This is a genomic window from Bradyrhizobium genomosp. III (assembly GCF_000261705.1).
Lineage (GTDB): Bacteria > Pseudomonadota > Alphaproteobacteria > Rhizobiales > Xanthobacteraceae > Bradyrhizobium > Bradyrhizobium ottawaense.
In genome coordinates, this window is the sequence record NZ_AJQF01000053.1 from 20,328 (window position 1) to 38,319 (window position 17,992).

At 65.5% G+C, this 17,992-nt stretch carries 16 protein-coding genes; 12 read left to right on the top strand and 4 right to left on the bottom strand.

Annotated elements, in window-relative coordinates; all coding sequences use genetic code 11:
- The first annotated feature begins 289 nt into the window (after positions 1-289).
- The 8 genes from IC66_RS0104990 to IC66_RS0105025 all read left to right on the top strand — a co-directional run bounded on the left by IC66_RS0104990 (position 290) and on the right by IC66_RS0105025 (position 8,962).
- Positions 290-1,912, top strand: a complete 1,623-nt coding sequence (locus tag IC66_RS0104990) for an ABC transporter substrate-binding protein (protein WP_038946866.1) — start codon at positions 290-292, stop codon at positions 1,910-1,912.
- Between the two features lie 230 nt (positions 1,913-2,142).
- On the top strand, positions 2,143-3,156 hold the full coding sequence (locus IC66_RS0104995) for an ABC transporter permease (RefSeq protein WP_038946867.1): 1,014 nt from the start codon (positions 2,143-2,145) through the stop codon (positions 3,154-3,156).
- A 9-nt stretch (positions 3,157-3,165) separates the two neighbouring features.
- A complete protein-coding gene (locus tag IC66_RS0105000; protein ID WP_028139731.1) occupies positions 3,166-4,065 on the top strand; it encodes an ABC transporter permease in 900 nt (299 codons plus the stop codon).
- A 289-nt stretch (positions 4,066-4,354) separates the two neighbouring features.
- Positions 4,355-6,178: a dipeptide ABC transporter ATP-binding protein gene (locus tag IC66_RS0105005; protein ID WP_038946868.1), complete on the top strand. Its 1,824-nt coding sequence runs from the start codon at positions 4,355-4,357 to the stop codon at positions 6,176-6,178.
- Positions 6,179-6,259: 81 nt separating this feature from the next.
- On the top strand, positions 6,260-6,439 hold the full coding sequence (locus tag IC66_RS0105010; protein WP_018316853.1) for a DUF4089 domain-containing protein: 180 nt from the start codon (positions 6,260-6,262) through the stop codon (positions 6,437-6,439).
- A gap of 7 nt (positions 6,440-6,446) precedes the next feature.
- Complete coding sequence (locus tag IC66_RS0105015; RefSeq protein ID WP_038946869.1) at positions 6,447-7,841, top strand: AtzE family amidohydrolase; 1,395 nt, start codon at positions 6,447-6,449, stop codon at positions 7,839-7,841.
- A 1-nt stretch (position 7,842) separates the two neighbouring features.
- Positions 7,843-8,235, top strand: a complete 393-nt coding sequence (gene hpxZ / locus IC66_RS0105020) for an oxalurate catabolism protein HpxZ (RefSeq protein ID WP_028139734.1) — start codon at positions 7,843-7,845, stop codon at positions 8,233-8,235.
- A gap of 4 nt (positions 8,236-8,239) precedes the next feature.
- On the top strand, positions 8,240-8,962 hold the full coding sequence (locus tag IC66_RS0105025) for a GntR family transcriptional regulator (protein WP_038946870.1): 723 nt from the start codon (positions 8,240-8,242) through the stop codon (positions 8,960-8,962).
- Between the two features lie 110 nt (positions 8,963-9,072).
- Here IC66_RS0105025 and atzF read toward each other — a convergent pair whose 3' ends face one another.
- A complete protein-coding gene (atzF, locus tag IC66_RS0105030; protein ID WP_038946871.1) occupies positions 9,073-10,878 on the bottom strand; it encodes an allophanate hydrolase in 1,806 nt (601 codons plus the stop codon).
- Positions 10,879-11,085: 207 nt separating this feature from the next.
- Positions 11,086-11,580: a MarR family winged helix-turn-helix transcriptional regulator gene (locus tag IC66_RS0105035; RefSeq protein ID WP_038946872.1), complete on the bottom strand. Its 495-nt coding sequence runs from the start codon at positions 11,578-11,580 to the stop codon at positions 11,086-11,088.
- 152 nt (positions 11,581-11,732) lie between these two features.
- On the opposite strand from IC66_RS0105035, the gene IC66_RS0105040 reads away from it, so the two are divergent.
- Complete coding sequence (locus IC66_RS0105040) at positions 11,733-13,583, top strand: feruloyl-CoA synthase (RefSeq protein WP_038946873.1); 1,851 nt, start codon at positions 11,733-11,735, stop codon at positions 13,581-13,583.
- Between the two features lie 339 nt (positions 13,584-13,922).
- Here IC66_RS0105040 and IC66_RS0105045 read toward each other — a convergent pair whose 3' ends face one another.
- The gene (locus IC66_RS0105045; RefSeq protein WP_028139739.1) at positions 13,923-14,429 is read right to left on the bottom strand and encodes a MarR family winged helix-turn-helix transcriptional regulator; all 507 of its coding nucleotides are present in this window, start codon (positions 14,427-14,429) and stop codon (positions 13,923-13,925) included.
- A gap of 83 nt (positions 14,430-14,512) precedes the next feature.
- On the opposite strand from IC66_RS0105045, the gene IC66_RS0105050 reads away from it, so the two are divergent.
- Genes IC66_RS0105050 through IC66_RS0105060 form a run of 3 tightly spaced genes read left to right on the top strand, consistent with a single transcriptional unit; the run spans position 14,513 to position 17,337 of the window.
- Positions 14,513-15,733, top strand: coding sequence for a cytochrome P450 (locus IC66_RS0105050; RefSeq protein ID WP_038946875.1), 1,221 nt, complete (start codon positions 14,513-14,515; stop codon positions 15,731-15,733).
- 12 nt (positions 15,734-15,745) lie between these two features.
- Positions 15,746-16,069 (top strand): 2Fe-2S iron-sulfur cluster-binding protein, encoded by a 324-nt coding sequence (locus IC66_RS0105055; protein WP_028139741.1) that lies wholly within the window; start codon positions 15,746-15,748, stop codon positions 16,067-16,069.
- Between the two features lie 56 nt (positions 16,070-16,125).
- A complete protein-coding gene (locus IC66_RS0105060; RefSeq protein ID WP_038946876.1) occupies positions 16,126-17,337 on the top strand; it encodes an ABC transporter substrate-binding protein in 1,212 nt (403 codons plus the stop codon).
- Positions 17,338-17,541: 204 nt separating this feature from the next.
- Here IC66_RS0105060 and IC66_RS0105065 read toward each other — a convergent pair.
- A partial coding sequence (locus IC66_RS0105065; protein ID WP_038946878.1) for a hypothetical protein occupies positions 17,542-17,992 on the bottom strand: 451 nt, incomplete at its 5' end.

The following is a 17,992-nucleotide window of genomic DNA, read 5'->3' on the forward strand; positions in this document are numbered from 1 at the left end:
ATGGTCCCGCGCGTTCTGCCGCCCGATGGATTCTGGCCTCGATGCGGCGCATCACCCCGGAATGAAGTCATGCTTATTAGGCGGGCGTCTATCCAATGTAGCTCATTAAATAAGCAAATCTGTATCTTTGTATGCAATTACGGACAATCGAGACGAAGGCGGCGCACGCGTCAAATGAATATTTCATAAGCGATTTCAGCCTATTACCTTGATCGTAAATACTCGTTAAGCCTTGGCACGAACTTTGCGAATCCGGTTCCAACCAAAAACTTTGAGTTGGAGCGATTTCATGAAGCGCCGCGATTTCCTCAAGTCCGTTTCCGGATTGGCCGCCGGGGCGGCGCTTCCGGCGATGCCTCAGGTGATTTCCTCGGCCTATGCCGACGCCCGCTCCGAGACGCTGCTGATCGTCTCGGAAGGCGGCCCGAACAATCTCGACATCCATGGCGTCGGCACCAACGTGCCCGGCTATGAGGTGTCCTGGAATTGCTACGACCGCCTGATCAGCCACGAGATGAAGAGCGGCCCCGGCGGGGTGCCCTATTACGACCGCGACAAGTTCAAGGGCGAGCTCGCCGAGGAGTTTAGGATCGACGACATGTCGGTCACCTTCAAGCTGAAGAAGAACGCCAAATTCCACGACGGGGCGCCCGTTACCGCCAAGGACGTGAAATGGTCGCTCGATCGCGCCGTCAGCGTCGGCGGCTTTCCGACGTTCCAGATGAGCGCGGGCTCGCTGACCAAGCCCGAACAGTTCGTCGTGATCGACGACCACACGGTGCGCGTCGACTTCCTGAAAAAGGACAAGCTGACGATTCCCGATCTCGCCGTGATCGTGCCCTGCATCGTCAACTCCGAGCTCGTGAAGAAGAATGCCAGCGAGAAGGACCCCTGGGGCCTCGAATTCACCAAGCAGCAGACCGCGGGCTCCGGCGCCTACAAGGTGACGAAATGGACCGCGGGCACCGAAGTGATCATGGAGCGCAACGAGGATTGGGTCGGTGGCCCCTTGCCGAAGATCAAGCGCGTGATCTGGCGCATGGTGCCGCAGGCCGGAAACCGCCGCGCGCTGCTGGAGCGCGGCGATGCCGACATCTCCTACGAGCTGCCGAACAAGGACTTTCAGGAGATGAAGGCCAACGGCAAGCTCAACGTGGTGTCGCTGCCGTTCTCCAACGGCATCCAGTATATCGGCATGAACGTCACCAAGCCGCCCTTCGACAATCCGAAGGTGCGCCAGGCCGTTGCCTACGCGCTGCCCTATCAGAAGATCATGGACGCCGTGATGTTCGGCCTCGCCAACCCGATGTTCGGCGCGCCGAAGGACAAGGCGACCGAGGTCGCCTGGCCGCAGCCGCATAAATACAACACCGACATGGACAAGGCGAAGGCGCTACTGGCGGAGGCGGGCTATGCGAACGGCTTCGAGACCACGATCTCGTTCGACCTCAATTTTGCCGGCGTCAACGAGCCGCTCTGCGTGCTGGTGCAGGAGAGCCTCGCGCAGATCGGCATCAAGACCACCATCAACAAGGTGCCCGGCGCCAACTGGCGCACCGAATTGAACAAGAAGGAGATGCCGCTCTTCACCAATGTGTTCTCGGGCTGGCTCGATTACCCCGAGTACTTCTTCTACTGGTGCTATCACGGCAACAATTCCGTCTTCAACACCATGAGCTACAAGTCGGCGGAGATGGACAGACTGATCGACGGCGCCCGCACCGCCGCCGCGGCCGGCGACAAGTCAACTTACGATGCCGACGTGAAGGGCTTCGTCGATCTCGCCTTCACCGACACCCCGCGCATCCCGCTGTACCAGCCCTTCGTCAACGTCGCGATGCAGAAGAACATCAGCGGCTATCAATACTGGTTCCACCGGAGGCTCGATTATCGCGCGATGGCGAAGGGGTGAGGTGTCGTGCGTGCGTGCGATCTGACCGTGTCTTTCAGCTCTTGGAGTGAGGCTGCCACCGCTCCCTCATTCCCTCCCCCCTTGTGGGGGAGGGGCAGGGAGGGGGGTAGCCACAAACTCAGACCTCTCCCGGAGCCACCCCCCTCCCTAGCCCTCCCCCACAAGGGGGGAGGGAACGCAGCCGAACGTGCCGCACGATCTCGTTCCCATACGCAGCGCAGGAGCACCCCATGCTCACCATGATCGGCAAGCGCCTGATGTTTGCGATTCCCTCGCTGATCGGGGTCGTCATCGTCACCTTCCTGCTGACGCGCGCGCTGCCGGGCGATCCCACCGCCTACTTCGCCGGCCCCGCCGCGACCAAGGAAGCCGTCGAGCAGATCCGGAAAAAACTCGGCCTCGACAAGCCGCTGATCGAGCAGTTCTTCCGCTACACGGGCGATCTCGCGCATGGCGATTTCGGCAACTCGCTGACGACGGGACAGCCGGTGGCGGCCGAAATCCGCAACCGCCTGCCGGCCTCTGCCGAGCTGACCTTGCTCGGTCTCATCGTCTCGGTCGTCATCGCCATCCCGCTCGGCGTGCTCGCTGCAACGCGGCCGGGGTCATGGGTCGATCACTTATGTCGGGTGACGACGACGGCCGGCGTCTCGCTGCCGGTGTTCTTCACTGGCCTGGTGCTGGTCTATGTCTTCTATTTCCGCCTCGGCTGGTCGCCTGCGCCGCTCGGCCGGCTCGACGTGTTCTACAGCGCGCCGCCGACGGTGACCGGCTTCTATCTGATCGACACCTTGATCGCGCGCGATCTCGAAGCGTTCCGCTCGGCGCTGAGCCAGCTCATCCTGCCGGCGACGACGTTGGCGATCTTCTCGCTGGCGCCGATCGCACGCATGACACGCGCCTCGATGCTGGCGGTGCTCGCGTCCGAATTCGTCCGCACCGCGCGCGCCAGCGGCCTGTCACCGTCGACCGTGATCGTCACTTACGCCTTCCGCAATGCGATGCTGCCCGTGATCACCACGCTCAGCATGGTGTTCTCGTTCCTGCTCGGCGCCAACGTGCTGGTGGAAAAAGTCTTCGCATGGCCCGGCATCGGCTCCTACGCGGTGGAAGCGCTGATCTCGTCGGACTTCGCGCCGGTGCAAGGTTTTGTCCTGACCATGGCGGTCATGTACGTGCTGCTCAATCTCGTGATCGACATTTTGTACGGCGTGATCGATCCGCGCGTGCGGTTGGAAGGGTAGGGGGCATTCATGAGTTCTGTTGCGCCTGCTGTCGAGCCTGTCGGTCCCGCACGTACCTCGGGACTGGCTGCGATCCTCGAACAGACCCGCTACGTGCTCGGCGAAAACAAGGTCACCGGCTTTGCCTTCGCCTTGCTGATCCTGATCCTCGCCGCCGCGATCCTCGGTCCCTACGTGGTGCCCTACGATCCGCTCGCCTCCGACACCGCCGCAGCACTGAAGCCGCCGTCGGCCGCGCACTGGTTCGGCACCGACCAATTGGGGCGCGATATCTTCAGTCGCGTCGTCGTGGCAACGCGGCTCGACACTTTTATCGCGGTCGCCTCTGTCGCGCTGGTGTTCCTGATGGGCGGCCTCGCCGGCATCGCTGCCGGCTATTTCGGTGGCTGGACCGATCGCATCGTCGGCCGCATCGCCGACACCATCATGGCTTTCCCGCTGTTCGTGCTGGCGATGGGCATCGTCGCCGCGCTCGGCAACACCGTGCAGAACATCATCCTCGCTACAGCCATCGTGAACTTCCCGCTCTACGCCCGCGTCGCGCGCGCCGAGGCCAACGTCCGCCGCAACGCCGGCTTCGTGCAGGCCGCGCGTCTCTCCGGCAACGGCGAATTCCGCATCCTCTTGGTGCACATCCTCCCGAACATCATGCCGATCATGATCGTGCAGATGTCGCTGACCATGGGCTACGCCATCCTCAATGCCGCCGGTCTCTCCTTCATCGGCCTCGGCGTCCGCCCGCCCACCGCCGAATGGGGCATCATGGTCGCCGAAGGCGCCGGCTTCATGGTGTCGGGCGAATGGTGGATCGCGCTGTTCCCCGGCCTCGCCCTGATGATCGCCGTGTTCTGCTTCAACCTCCTGGGCGACGGCCTGCGCGACATCGTCGACCCCCAGCGGAGGACGTGATGATTGCTTTGTCTGAAGCCGGTGCTGCCGTTCGCCTCTCCCCGCGTGCGGGGAGAGGCCGGGCCGCGTTAGCGGACCGGGTGAGGGGGGTCTCCGCGAACTCCTCTGCCAGCCGTTTGCGCGGAGAGAGGCCCCTCACCCCAACCCTCTCCCCGTAAGAACGGGGAGAGGGAGCGAGAGGCCCCGTGCATGCCTCACGCGCAAACACCCGTCAAAAATTCTCCAATGATTTCAATCCCATTCTACTGTGCATGGGGTTGTTTTCGCGTTTTTTGGTTCGTAGGCCCTCATGACCGCCCAGCCGCTGCTCGACGTCCAGGACCTCACCGTCGAATTCTCCACCCGCCGCGGCATCGTCAAAGCCGTGCAGCACGTCAACATCTCCGTCGCCAAGGGCGAGACGCTCGCCATCGTCGGCGAGTCCGGCTCGGGCAAGTCGGTGACGTCGTACGCGGTGATGCGCATCCTCGACCGCGCGGGGCGGATCGCCGATGGCTCGGTGATGTTCTCCGGCATCGACGTCAAGGCCGCGACCGAGGACCAGATGCGCGATTTGCGCGGCCGCGAAGTCTCGATGATCTTTCAGAACCCGCGCGCCGCACTCAACCCGATCCGGAAAGTCGGCGACCAGATCGAGGACGTCTTGCGCACCCACGTGCAGCAGGCCCAGGTCAAGGATCACGGCGAGAAGGCGATTGAGGCGCTGGAGCAGGTCAAGATCGCCCGCCCGCGCGAGCGCTACCACGCCTATCCGTTCGAGCTTTCGGGCGGCATGTGCCAGCGCGTCGTCATCGCGCTCGCGCTCGCCTGCAATCCGCAGCTGCTGATCGCGGACGAGCCGACCACCGGCCTCGACGTCACCACGCAGAAGGCGGTGATGGACCTGATCGTAGAGCTGACCAAGCGCCGCGCGATGTCGACCATCCTGATCACCCACGATCTCGGCTTGGCAGCCGCCTATTGCGACCGCGTCGTGGTGATGGAGAAGGGCCGCGTCGTCGAGACCGCGAAAGCCGCCGACATTTTCGCCAACCCGCAGCACCCCTACACCAAGAAGCTGATGCGCGCGACGCCGCGGCTTGGTGTGAGCCTGCGGGATCTGCTGCCGGAGGAGGAGACTCTTGCCTCTCCCCGCGTGCCGGGAGAGGCCGACGCGCGGAGCGCGGCGGGTGAGGGGGGCTCTCCCAGCACCGTGCTCGGGGAGAGTCCCCCTCACCCCGACCCTCTCAGCGCGAGCGAAGCTCGTCGCGACCCCGCAAGCGGGGAGAGGGAGAAGACGCCGCTCCTCCTCATCGAAAAGCTCGTCAAGGAATACCCGCGCCAGGGCGCCACCGCCACGCTCGGAAAGCTGTTCGGCCGCAAGCCGCCGCTGGAGCCGGATGTCTTCCGCGCCGTTGACGGCATCAGCTTTTCGATCGGCCATGGCGAAAGCGTCGGCCTCGTCGGCGAGTCCGGCTGCGGCAAATCGACCACGTCGATGATGGTGATGCGCCTGCTCGACCAGACCTCCGGCCTGATCCAGTTCGACGGCGAGGACATCGGCGGCATCGCGCCGGCCTCGTTCGCCCGGCTGCCGCAGCGCAGCCGCATCCAGATGGTGTTCCAGGATCCGACCGACAGCCTCAACCCGCGCTTCACCGCCGCGCGCGCCATCGCCGACCCCATTATGCAGCTCGGCGATATCAGGGGACGCGATGCGCTCCGCGCCCGCTGCGAGGAGCTGGCCACCATGGTCGGCCTGCCGCACAACCTGCTGGATCGTTTCCCGCATCAATTGTCCGGCGGCCAGAAGGCCCGTGTCGGCATCGCCCGCGCCATCGCGCTGCATCCGAAGCTGGTCATCCTGGACGAGCCGACGGCGGCGCTGGACGTCTCGGTGCAGGCTGTCGTTCTGAACCTGCTGCAGGACCTCAAGGCGCGGCTAGGTATGAGCTATCTGTTCGTCTCGCATGATTTGAATGTGGTGCGCTTGCTGTGCGATCGTGTCATTGTGATGCGGACGGGTCGAATCGTCGAAGAGGGCTCTTCCGAGCAGGTCTTGAGCGATCCGCAGGACGACTACACCAAGGAGCTGCTGACGGCGATCCCGCATCCGCCGTTGCAGGTCCACTGAGCATGATCCGGAAAAGTGTGACGCGGTTTTCCGAAAAGATCATGCTCAAATGACAACCTAGAGAGCTAGTTTGGGAGCGTGATGGCCGAGCCGCTGGACGATTATATCGACGCCGTATCGAAAGCGCTGGCGCTGCCGGTCGAGGAGGCCTGGAGGCCCGCGGTGCGCGCCAACCTCGAAGTCTCGCTGCGCCTCGCTCGCCTGGTCGACGAATTCGCGCTGCCGGACGAGACCGAGCCGGCGCCGATTTTCACCGCTTGATGCTGCCATGACCAGCAAGCCAGAGATGACGGCCTCGGACATCGCGAGTGCGGTTGCGGGCCGCCGGATGTCCGCGCTCGACGCCACGGAAGCGGCGCTGTCGCGCATCAAGCAGCACGACAGTGTCCTCAATTCCTTCACCGACGTCACCGCCGATCGCGCCCGTGCGAAAGCACGCGCCATCGACGCCGATATCGCCGCCGGCAAGGAAGTCGGCCCGCTCGCCGGCGTGCCCTTCGCGGTGAAGAACCTGTTTGACGTCGCCGGGCTTCCGACGCGCGCCGGCTCGGAGATCAACCGCGATCGCGCGCCCGCAGCGCGCGATGCGACGCTGATCGAGCGGATGGAAGCCGCCGGCGCCGTGCTGGTCGGCGCGCTCAACATGGGCGAATACGCCTATGATTTTACGGGCGAGAACGTCCATGACGGTCCCTCGCGCAATCCGCACGACACCACGCGGATGACCGGCGGCTCCTCGGGCGGCTCCGGCAGCGCGGTCGGCGGCGCGCTGGTGCCGATCGCGCTCGGCTCGGACACCAATGGCTCGATCCGCGTGCCGTCCTCGTTTTGCGGCATTTTTGGTTTGAAGCCGACCTATGGCCGGCTGTCGCGCGCGCGCTCGTTCCCGTTCGTCGCGAGCCTCGATCATCTCGGCCCGTTCGCGCGCTCCGTCACCGATCTCGCGCTCGCCTATGACGTGATGCAGGGCCCGGACGCGGAGGACAGCGCCTGCACGACGCGCGGGCTGGAGCCGACGCTGCCGCTGATCGCCAATCCCGTCTCGGATCTGCGCATCGCGATCGCCGGCGGGTATTTCCAGAAGAACGTGTTTCCGGAAGCGGTCGAGGCCGTCAGCCGCGTCGCCAAGGCGCTTGGCGCAACGAAGGTGGTCGACGTTCCCGAAGCCGCGCGCGCCCGCGCGGCCGCCTATGTCATCACCACCACCGAAGGCGCGTCGCTGCATCTCGATCGCCTGCGCAAGCGGCCGAACGATTTCGATCCTGCGGTGCGCGACCGGCTGATCGCTGGCGCGATGGTGCCGGCGCCGATGGTCGATCGGGCGCAAAAATTTCGGCGCTGGTATCGCGCGCAGCTCGCCGAGATCTTCAAGACCGTCGACGTGCTGCTCGCGCCGGCAACGCCCTGCACCGCGCCAAAGCTCGGGCAGGTGAATTTCAACCTCGACGGCGTCGAGCTGCCGGTGCGCGCCAATATCGGCGTCCACACCCAGCCGATCTCCTTCATCGGCCTGCCGGTGGTGGCCGTCCCGGTGCCGCTCGAGCCGCTGCCGATCGGGGTGCAGATCATCGCTGCGCCCTGGCGCGAGGACATCGCGCTCCGCGTCGCCTACGCTTTGGAAAAGATGGGCGTCGCGGCAGCGCCCGCGCCGAGAGGACTCTGACATGGAGATCGATCTCCCCGAGGTGATCGCGGAAGTCAAAGCCGCATTCGATCGTTATGAGCAGGCCCTCGTCAGTAACGATGTCGCCGTGCTCGGCGAGCTCTTCCGCAACGATCCCCGCACGCTGCGCTACGGCATCGGTGAGAACCTCTACGGCTACGAGGCGATCAACGGCTTCCGCGCCGCGCGCTCGCCGGTCGGCCTGAACCGCCGCACCGCCAAGACGGTGATCAGCAGCTATGGCCGCGACACGGCGGTGGCCTCCACCCTGTTCTACCGCGATACGGCGCCCGGCAAGGTCGGCCGGCAGATGCAGACCTGGATTCGCTTTCCGGAGGGCTGGCGCGTCGTCGCCGCCCATGTCAGCATGATCGACGAGCCGAAAGAGACCTGACCGCATGACGCTCGACGATCTTCCGCAGGGAGCCCTGCCGGCCGAACCGGTGGTGCCCCGCGTCGACCGTGCCTCGCCATCGCTGCAGAAGGTCACGCGCGCCGAGGAGCTGCGCCTGCAGCTCGCCGACGAAATCGTGCGCGGCGCCCTGGCCCCCGGCTCGCCCCTGGACGAGACCGATATCGCGCGCCGCTTCAGCGTGTCGCGGACGCCGGTGCGTGAGGCGCTGCGTCAGCTCGTGGCCAGCGGCCTCGTCGAGGCGCGCGCCCATCGCGGCGCGGTGGTGGCGCAGCCCTCGATCGAGCGTCTGACGAGCATGTTCGAGGCGATGGCGGAGCTCGAGGCGCTGTGTGCAGGCCTCGCCGCCGAGCGCATGTCCGCCGCCGAGCGCCATGGCCTCGAGGCGATCCACGAGGAGCTGCGGGTGTTGAGCTACACCGGCAATCCCGATCGCTTTCACGAGGTCAACGAGCGCTTCCACAACGCGATCTATGCGGGCTCGCAGAACGGCTACATCGCCGAGATCACGCTGGCGACGCGGGTGCGCGTGCAGCCGTTCCGCCGCGCCCAGTTCCGCAACCTCGGCCGTCTCGCCAAGTCGCAAGCCGAGCACGACCGCGTCGTCGTCGCCATCATGCGCGGCGACAAGCAGGGCGCCGCCGCCGCGATGCGTGCGCATATCGAGCTGGTGCGCGGGGAGTACGAGATTTACGCGGTGTCGGTGTAGCGCCGCGCGATCGGTGCCGTAGGGTGGGCAAAGGCGCAAAGCGCCGTGCCCACGGTTTTTCATGAAGGTCGGGATCGTGGGCACGCTTCGCTTTGCCCACCCTACGAGATCTACTTTGTCGTAGCTTCCTTCATATACGCGCGCCATCCCCCATACGCGGTGATATCTCGCGCATCGCTCAGCACCTCCGGCTCGACGAGAAACCCTTTCACGCTGCGGCCATCGGCAAGGCGCACCGTGCCGATCGCCATCGGCGAAGGAATCGCATTGACGAATTTGCCGAAGGCGGACGGCGACAGCGACCAGATCTCCAGCTCGATGGCGGCGCCCTTGCCGGCTTCCACGCGCAGCATGCCGGGTTTCGGTGGCGTGGTCTTGAGCGCGTAGAGCTTGTAGTCGGGCGCAGTTCTGGTTGCCTCGATCAGGCGCCCGTTCAGTGCCTTCAATTCGCCGTTGAGCACCATGCCGGACAGATGTGCGCCGACGACCGCGATCGGGATCTCGTCGCCGCTGCTTGCCGGCAGCGGCGACAGCGGAGCTTGCGCCGTGCCCTTCGCGCCGAGACTCAGCTTGGTATCGGCATGGAAGACGCGGCCGATGCTCGCGAGCAGCGCATCATGCCCCGCGGGCGCGAGCAGCGTGATGCCGAACGGAATGCCGTCGGCGCGCATCGACGCCGGCAGCGCGAGGCCGCAGAGATCGAGCAGATTGACGAAATTGGTGTAGGTGCCGAGCCGGCTGTTGAGCTCGATCGGATTGGCGAGCACCTGCGCGGTGGTATAGGCGGTCGGCGCGGTCGGCAGCACCAGCGCGTCGATATTGGCAAACGTGCGCTCGGCAATCTTGCGCAGGCCCTGCAGGCGATAGAGCGCCGAGAACGTGTCCGCAGCGGTCAGCCGCGCGCCGGCTGCGGTGATCTCGCGCGTCACCGGATGAATCGAATCGGGCGCGGACGCCAGCAGATCCTTGATCACGAGGTAGCGTTCGGCGACCCAGGGGCCCTCATAGAGCAGCCGCGCCGTCTCGTAGAACGGCTCGAGGTCGAACTCGACCAGCGTTGCGCCAAGCGCAGTCCAGCGCTTCAGCGCATCGGCGTAGGCGGCTTCCGCCTTCTTGTCGCCGAAAAAGATCAGCTGTCCGTTGCGCGGCACGCCGAGGCGCAGGTCTGAGGGGAGCGGCGTGAGCGCGCCCAGCGGCCGGTCGCGCGAGAACGGATCGGCCGGGTCCGGCCCCGCCATTACGGACAGCGCCAGTGCGGCATCGTCCACGGTCAGCGCAAACACCGAGATGCAATCGAGCGTGCGGCAGGCCGGCACCAGCCCCGCATTCGAGACCATGCCGAGGCTCGGCTTCAGCCCGACGATGTTGTTGAGCATCGCCGGCACGCGGCCCGAGCCGGCGGTGTCGGTGCCCAGCGACAGCGGCACCAGCCCCGCGCCGACCGCCACCGCGGAGCCCGAACTGGAGCCGCCGGGAATGAGATCCTCGCGGATCGAATTCTTGGGAACGCCGTAGGGCGAGCGCACGCCGACGAGGCCGGTGGCGAACTGGTCGAGATTGGTCTTGCCGATGATGATGGCGCCGGCCGCGCGCAGCCGCGCCACCGCAGTCGAGTCATGCGTCGGCGTAGTGGAGAAGGCCGGGCAGGCCGCCGTGGTCGGAAAGCCCAGCGCGTCGATATTGTCCTTCACCGCAACGGGCACGCCGTAGAGTGGCAGGCTGGCGGTGTCCTTCGTGGCGAGCCTCTCAGCCTCCGCGATCGCATCCTTTTCGTCGCGCAGGCTGATGAAGATGGCGGGATCATTGTGGTCGCGGATGCGCTGATAGGTCCGCGCGACCGTCTCTGCCGGCGTCAACGTGCCCGCGCGATGCGCGGCCACAATCGCGGCGATCGTTTCAGGCTGCTCAGCCCCCATTTCAGCCCCCATGGCGACAAAACTCCGGCAACTGCTTCACCCCCGGAGTGAAGCAAGCGATGTGCCATTGTGTACATTATCCGGGCAGGACGGAGGCTGCGGATATGATCCGTGGGATCAGTGGCTTGCGGGATATTTTGGCAGGCGGGCGGGCCGTGCCGTCAGCGCCCCGTGACGGGCATCTGCCCAAATCATGGGCAGTCGAGATCAGGTGAAGCCAGCAAGGATCCGCAGCAGGTGTGCCCGGTTTTCCTTGCCGATCTTCTCTTCGACATGCCGCTCGTGCTCGGCCGCGAGCCGCTTGAATTTCGCCAGCGCCGTCTCGCCCTGGGTCGTGAGATGCAGCGCATGCGAGCGACGGTCCGCCTTCGATTTGACCCGCTTCACGAGCTTGCGCTGTTCGAGGCTGTCGAGCAGGTGCACCAGCCGGGCGCGCTCGATGCCAAGACGCTTTGCCACCGCCATCTGCGACAGGCCCGGATTGGCGCCGATCACGGTCAGCACCGAATATTGCGTCGGCCGGATGTCGACATCGCCGAGCGTTCTGATGAAGTCCTGAAAGATCCAGATCTGGAAGCGCCGCACCGCATAGCCGGCGTGCCCGACCAGTGCGTCGAGGCCGATATCGTCGGCCATGTCCCGAGGCGCCGCGCCGTTGCCGGCGCGTCTGCGTGCGGAAGTCTGGGCTGAGGTGGCTGTCAAATCGCGTCTCCTGCCGGACTATTCTTGTAACGTCATTATAGTGCGGGCGGAAGATTGTTGTTGACGACAACAATTGTCATGCCCAACATTATGGCCAAAGCAGCCCGGAACGAGGCTGCGGCCGATCCGGGATCCGGGCGGAGGAGGAAATCATGACAACCGCCGCACGCGGCGATGCCGCAAGCCTGTTTGCAACGCCACGGACCGTCGCCGAGCATCGCGCCGACGGCAGCATCGTGCTGCGCTCGCCCGATCCCTTGCGCGACGGCGCACGCTGCGTCGGCGACTGGCTGGAGCAACGGGCGCGGCAAACGCCGGATGCGACCTTCCTTGCCGAGCGCGGCGACGTCGAGGCGCCATGGACCACCGTCAGCTATGCGCAGGCGCTGCGCCAGGTGCGTGCGGCGGCGTCCTGGATCCTGGCACAGGGTCTGAGCGCCGAACGCCCGCTCGCGATTCTCTCCGACAACAGCATCGACCACGCGCTGCTGGCGCTTGCGGCCCAGCATGTCGGCGTGCCCTCGGCGGCGATTTCGCCGGCCTATTCGTTGATGTCGAAAGATTTTGACAAGCTCAAGAGCATGATCGCACTGCTCGAGCCGGGCGCGATCTATGTCTCCGCCATGAAACCATTTGCGGCAGCGCTGGCGGCGATCAAACCGCTTCACACGGCCCAGATCATCAGCGGCATCGACGGCGATGCCGATGCGTTGGCCTTCGGCGCCATTGCAACAACGCCTGAAACGCCCGACGTCGCAACGGCGTTCGCCGCGGTGACGCCCGACACGATCGCCAAATTCCTGTTCACCTCGGGGTCGACAGGCAGGCCCAAGGCCGTCATCAACACCCAGCGCATGCTGACCTCGAGCCAGCAGGCCAAGGCGCAGACCTGGACATTTCTGGAGCAGGGTGGCCGCGACCTCGTCATTCTCGACTGGTTGCCCTGGAGCCACACCTTCGGCGCCAACCACAATTTCAATCTCGTGCTGCGCAATGGCGGCTCGCTCTATATCGACGGCGGCAAGCCGGCGCCCGGGCTGTTTGCGACGTCGCTCGCCAATCTGAAAAGCGTGATGCCGACGGTCTATTTCAACGTGCCGCGCGGATTCGACATGCTGATCGCGGCGCTGCGCGGCGACGAGGAGCTGCGTCACCGCTTCTTCAGCGAGGTGAAATTCGCCTTCTATGCCGGTGCCGCGTTGCCGCAGAATCTCTGGGATGCGCTCGAAGACCTCTCGATCAGGACCGTCGGCCGCGCGCTGCCGATGGTTTCGGCCTGGGGTTCGACCGAAACGTCGCCGCTTGCGACCGACTGCCATTTCCTCGCGGAGCGCTCCGGCAATATCGGTGTGCCCATTCCCGGCACCGAGCTGAAGCTGGTCCCCTCCGGCGACAAGCTGGAGGTGCGGGTGCGCGGTCCCAACGTCACGCCGGGCTATTGGAAGGCGCCGGAGCTGACCAGGCAGGCCTTTGATGAAGAGGGTTTTTATCTCATCGGCGATGCGGTGAAGCTTGCCGATCACGCGCGGCCGGAGCGCGGCCTGTTCTTCGACGGCCGCGTCGCCGAGGATTTCAAGCTCAATTCCGGCACCTGGGTCAGCGTCGGCACGCTGCGCGTTGCCGGCATCGCCGCGCTGGCGCCGCTGGCGCAGGATATCGTGGTGTCAGGTCATGGCGGCGACGAAGTGCGCTTCCTGGTGTTCCCCAACGTCGCGGCCTGCCGTGCTCATGCCGGCCTGGGCGAGACGGCTGATGTGCACGAGGTGCTCGCGCATGCCAAGGTCAGGAGCGCCATTGCGCAGGAACTGGCGAAACTGAAGCAGGACGGCCCCAATTCCGCCGGCCACGCTACGCGCGCGCTGCTTCTCGCCGAACCGCCGTCGGTCGATGGCGGCGAGATTACCGACAAGGGCTACATCAACCAGCGCGCCGTGCTGACCCGCCGCGCCGATGCGGTGGCGCGGTTGAACGATGATGCGTCGGGCGAGTGGATCGGGTTGTAAAGGCCGGTAGCGAAGCCACATTCCGCTGTCATTCCGGGGCGCGCCTCTTGGCGCGAGCCCGGAATCCATTTCACCGCAGGGGTGTTGCACGATGGATTCCGGGTTCGCGCTACGCGCGCCCCGGAATGACGAGATGGGCCAATCCCGCTGCCGCAATATATTGCTGATTCTTTTGTTGCCTAAGCAACTAATCTGTGCGAACCGTTCCAGACCAGGACGACGGCGGGGAAACCGCCGGGTCCGATCTCGGAGGAAACGATGCTCGGCAGGAAGGGTGCCGCGGGCAAGCGCGGGCGCATGCCTGGAGGTGGCGACAGGGCGCGGCCGCGGTGCGGTGCGTCAGGTGTAGCTGCTGTCCGTGACCGCGCCGAGATTTTCGTGCAGCCGGCGGAGCAGGCCGATCAGCACCTCGCGCTCGTCCTTGCTCAGGCAGGACAACAGCCGCCGCTCGCGTTCGAGCGCTGCGGCGATCACCTTGTCATGGGTGCTGCGGCCCTTCGCCGTCAGCGAAATCGAATGGGTGCGGCCGTCGTGGGGATCGGTGCGGATCGAGATCAGCCCGCGCTTCTCGAGGCCCGCCAGCGTCCGGCTCACTGGCCCCTTGTCGAAGCCGATGACGTGACAGATGCGCGAGGCCGGAATGCCGGGCTCGATCGCCAGCAGCGACATGATCCGCCATTCCGTGACGTTGACGCCGAACTCCCGCTGATAGAACGCGGTCGCGCTGTTCGAGAGCTTGTTGGCGATGAAGGTGACGAAGGCCGGGACGTAACGCTCGAGATCGAGCGTCGGTCCCGCCTCTGCGGGCGCAGGCTTGTGGCGGGGTCTGGTCGAAGGCGCAGGCATGTCGGCGTTCTGTCTCGCGGTGAGGCCACCGACCTAAAGGCATGCGCCGCGCTTTCACAAGATCAAAATGAGAGAGGTCTCCCATGACCGCATCCGGCACCCCTGCATCGACAGGCTCTGCGGCCGTCCCGCATCTCGACGTCGATCCCTTCGACATGAATTTTTTCGCGGACCCGTATCCGACGCATCAGCGGCTGCGGGAGGCAGGGCCGGTGGTCTACCTCGACAAATGGAACGTCTATGGCGTGGCGCGCTATGCCGAGGTCCATGCGGTGCTGAACGATCCCGCGACCTTCTGCTCCAGCCGCGGCGTCGGCCTGTCCGACTTCAAGAAGGAGACGCCGTGGCGGCCGCCGAGCCTGATCCTCGAGGCCGATCCGCCCGCGCACACCCGCACCCGCGCCGTGCTGTCGAAGGTGCTGTCGCCGACCGTGATGAAGCAGGTGCGCGACCGCTTTGCCGCCGCTGCGGAGGAGCGGGTGGATGCGCTGCTGCACAAGCGCAGCTTCGACGCGATCACCGATCTCGCCGAGGCCTATCCGCTCTCGATCTTTCCGGATGCGCTGGGCCTGAAGGCGGAGGGACGCGAGCATCTCATTCCCTATGCCAGCGTCGTGTTCAACGCGTTCGGTCCGCCCAATGAGCTGCGCCAGCAGGCGATCGCGCGCTCGGCGCCGCACCAGGCCTATGTCGCCGAGCAATGCCAGCGCGACAACCTCGCGCCCGGTGGCTTCGGCGCCTGTATCCACGCCCGGGTCGACGACGGCGAGATCACCGCGACCGAGGCGCCGCTGCTGGTGCGCTCGCTGCTGTCGGCCGGCCTCGACACCACCGTCAACGGCATCGGCGCGGCGGTCTATTGCCTTGCGCGCTTCCCCGACCAGTGGCAGCGCCTGCGCGCTGATCTGACGCTGGCACGCAACGCCTTCGAGGAGGCCGTGCGGTTCGAAAGCCCGGTGCAGACCTTCTTCCGGACCACCACTCGCGATGTCGAGCTGTCAGGCGCGACGATCGGCGAGGGCGAGAAGGTACTGATGTTCCTCGCCGCCGCCAATCGCGATCCCAGACGCTGGGACGAGCCTGATAGCTACGACATCACGCGCCGCACCTCCGGCCATGTCGGCTTCGGCTCGGGAATCCACATGTGCGTCGGACAGCTCGTTGCCCGCCTCGAAGGCGAGGTGATGCTGACGGCGCTGGCCCGGCGCATCGCGAAGATCGAGATCACGGGCGAGCCGAAGCGTCGCTTCAACAACACGCTGCGCGGGCTCGACAGCCTGCCCGTCACGATCACCCCGGCCTGACCAGGAGCTTTGATGCCCGCCATCACTTTCATCCATCCCGACGGCAAGTCCGAGCGCATCGAGACCGCGGACGGGGAGAGCGCCATGCAGACCGCGACCCGACACGGTCTCGACGGCATTCTGGCCGAATGCGGCGGCAACGCCATGTGCGCGACTTGCCATGTCTATGTCGACGAGGGCTGGCTCGCGCGGCTGCCCGGCATGGCCGACGACGAGGATGCGCTGCTTGACGGCACCGCGAGCGAGCGGCTGCCCAACAGCCGGCTGTCCTGCCAGATCAAGATCACGCCGGAGCTCGACGGGCTCGTCGTGAAGCTGCCGGAGCGGCAGGTCTGAGTCTCGACGCGCCGGCAACGACCGGCGCGGCAAACCATCAAACAGGGGAGGGAACCATGAAACATCTGAAATGGACGCTTGCGTTGGCCGCGAGCCTGGTGGCCGGCGCGGCGAGCGCCGAGATCTCGGACAATGTCGTGCGCGTCGGCGTGCTCAACGACATCTCCGGCATCTTCCAGGACACTAACGGCATGGGCTCGGTGGAAGCCGCGCGCATGGCCGCGGAGGATTTCAACGGCGGCGGCAAGAACATCAAGGTCGAGATCGTCTATGCCGACCACCAGAACAAGGCCGATGTCGGCAATGCCATTGCGCGCAAATGGCTCGACGTCGAGGGTGTCGATGCCATCGTCGACGTGCCGAACTCGGCCGTAGGCCTCTCCATCAACACGCTGCTGCGCGACAGCCGCATGACGTTCCTGGCGTCCTCGACCGCAAGCTCCGATCTCACCGGCAAGGCCTGCTCGCCCAACACCATCCAATGGGTCAACGACACCTGGGCCACCGGCAACACCACGGCGGCCGCGATGGTCTCGCGTGGCGGCAAGGACTGGTATTTCCTCACAGTCGATTTCGCGCTCGGCAAGGGCATCGAATCGGAAGCGCAGAAATACATCGAGGCGCATGGCGGCAAGGTGCTTGGCTCCTCAAAGCACCCGCTCGGCACCTCCGACTTTGCCTCCTTCCTGTTGCAGGCGCAGGGCTCGAAGGCTCAGGTGATCGGCCTTGCCAATGCCGGCGGTGACACCATTAACGCGGTGAAGCAGGCCGCCGAGTTCGGCATTCAGCAGAACGGGCAGCGGCTCGTCGCCTTCCTGCTCTTCATCAACGACGTCCACGGCATGGGCATCAAGGTCGCGCAGGGCCTCCAGCTCATGGAAGCCTTCTACTGGGACATGAATGACGACACCCGCGCCTTCGCCAAGCGGTTCGCCGCCCGTCCCGGCATGAACGGCAAGATGCCGAGCGGCAACCAGGCCGGCGTCTATGCCTCGACGCTCGCTTATCTCAACGCGGTCGCCGCGACCGGCAGCGACAATGCCAAGGACGCCGTGCCCGAGATGAAGAAGTTCAAAGGCAAGGACAAATTGTTCGGCGACACCACGATCCGCCAGGACGGCCGCGTCGTGCATCCGATGTACCTGTTCGAGGTGAAGAAGCCGGAGGAGTCGAAATATCCCTACGACTATTACAAGCTGGTCTCGACGATTCCGGCCGACCAGGCGTTCCGCCCGCTGGCGGAAGGCGGGTGTGAATTGGTGAAGTAAGGGAGCGAGCGCCGTCTCTTTCACCCTCCCCTGGAGGGGGAGGGTCGATCGCGCGCAGCGCGAGCGGGGTGGGGTGATCTCTCAACACGGGCAGTGTCTGCGCGGAGAGACTGTCACCCCACCCCGCTACGCATTTCGCTTCGCTGCATGCTTCGCGACCCTCCCCCTCCAGGGGAGGGTAAGAGGAACGTGCCGCGATAGCCCCTACACCACCTTACTGCTCCCCTGGGTGATCAGCCGCGCTGCCCGCTGGTCCCGCGCGTAGATCCAGAGCCAGCTCAGCGCGACACTGAGCCGGTGGCGCAGGCCGATCAGGAAGTAGATGTGGGCGATGCCCCAGATCCACCATGCGATCGCGCCGCGCAGCTTGAAGCGGCCGAAGTCGATCACGGCGAGGCGCTTGCCGATCTGGGCGAGGCTGCCGGCATGCTTGTAGCGGAACGCGCCCTTTGTCTCGCCTCGCAGTCGCGCCTTGATCGTTTCGGCGACGTGACGGCCCTGCTGCTTGGCGGCCGGCGCGATGCCTGGCACCGGCTTGCCGTCCCAGGCGTTGATGCTGACGGTATCGCCGATCGCAAAGATCTCGGGATGGCCTGGTATCGTCAGGTCGTCTTCGACCTGTACGCGCCCGGCGCGATCGGCTGGCGCGTCCAGC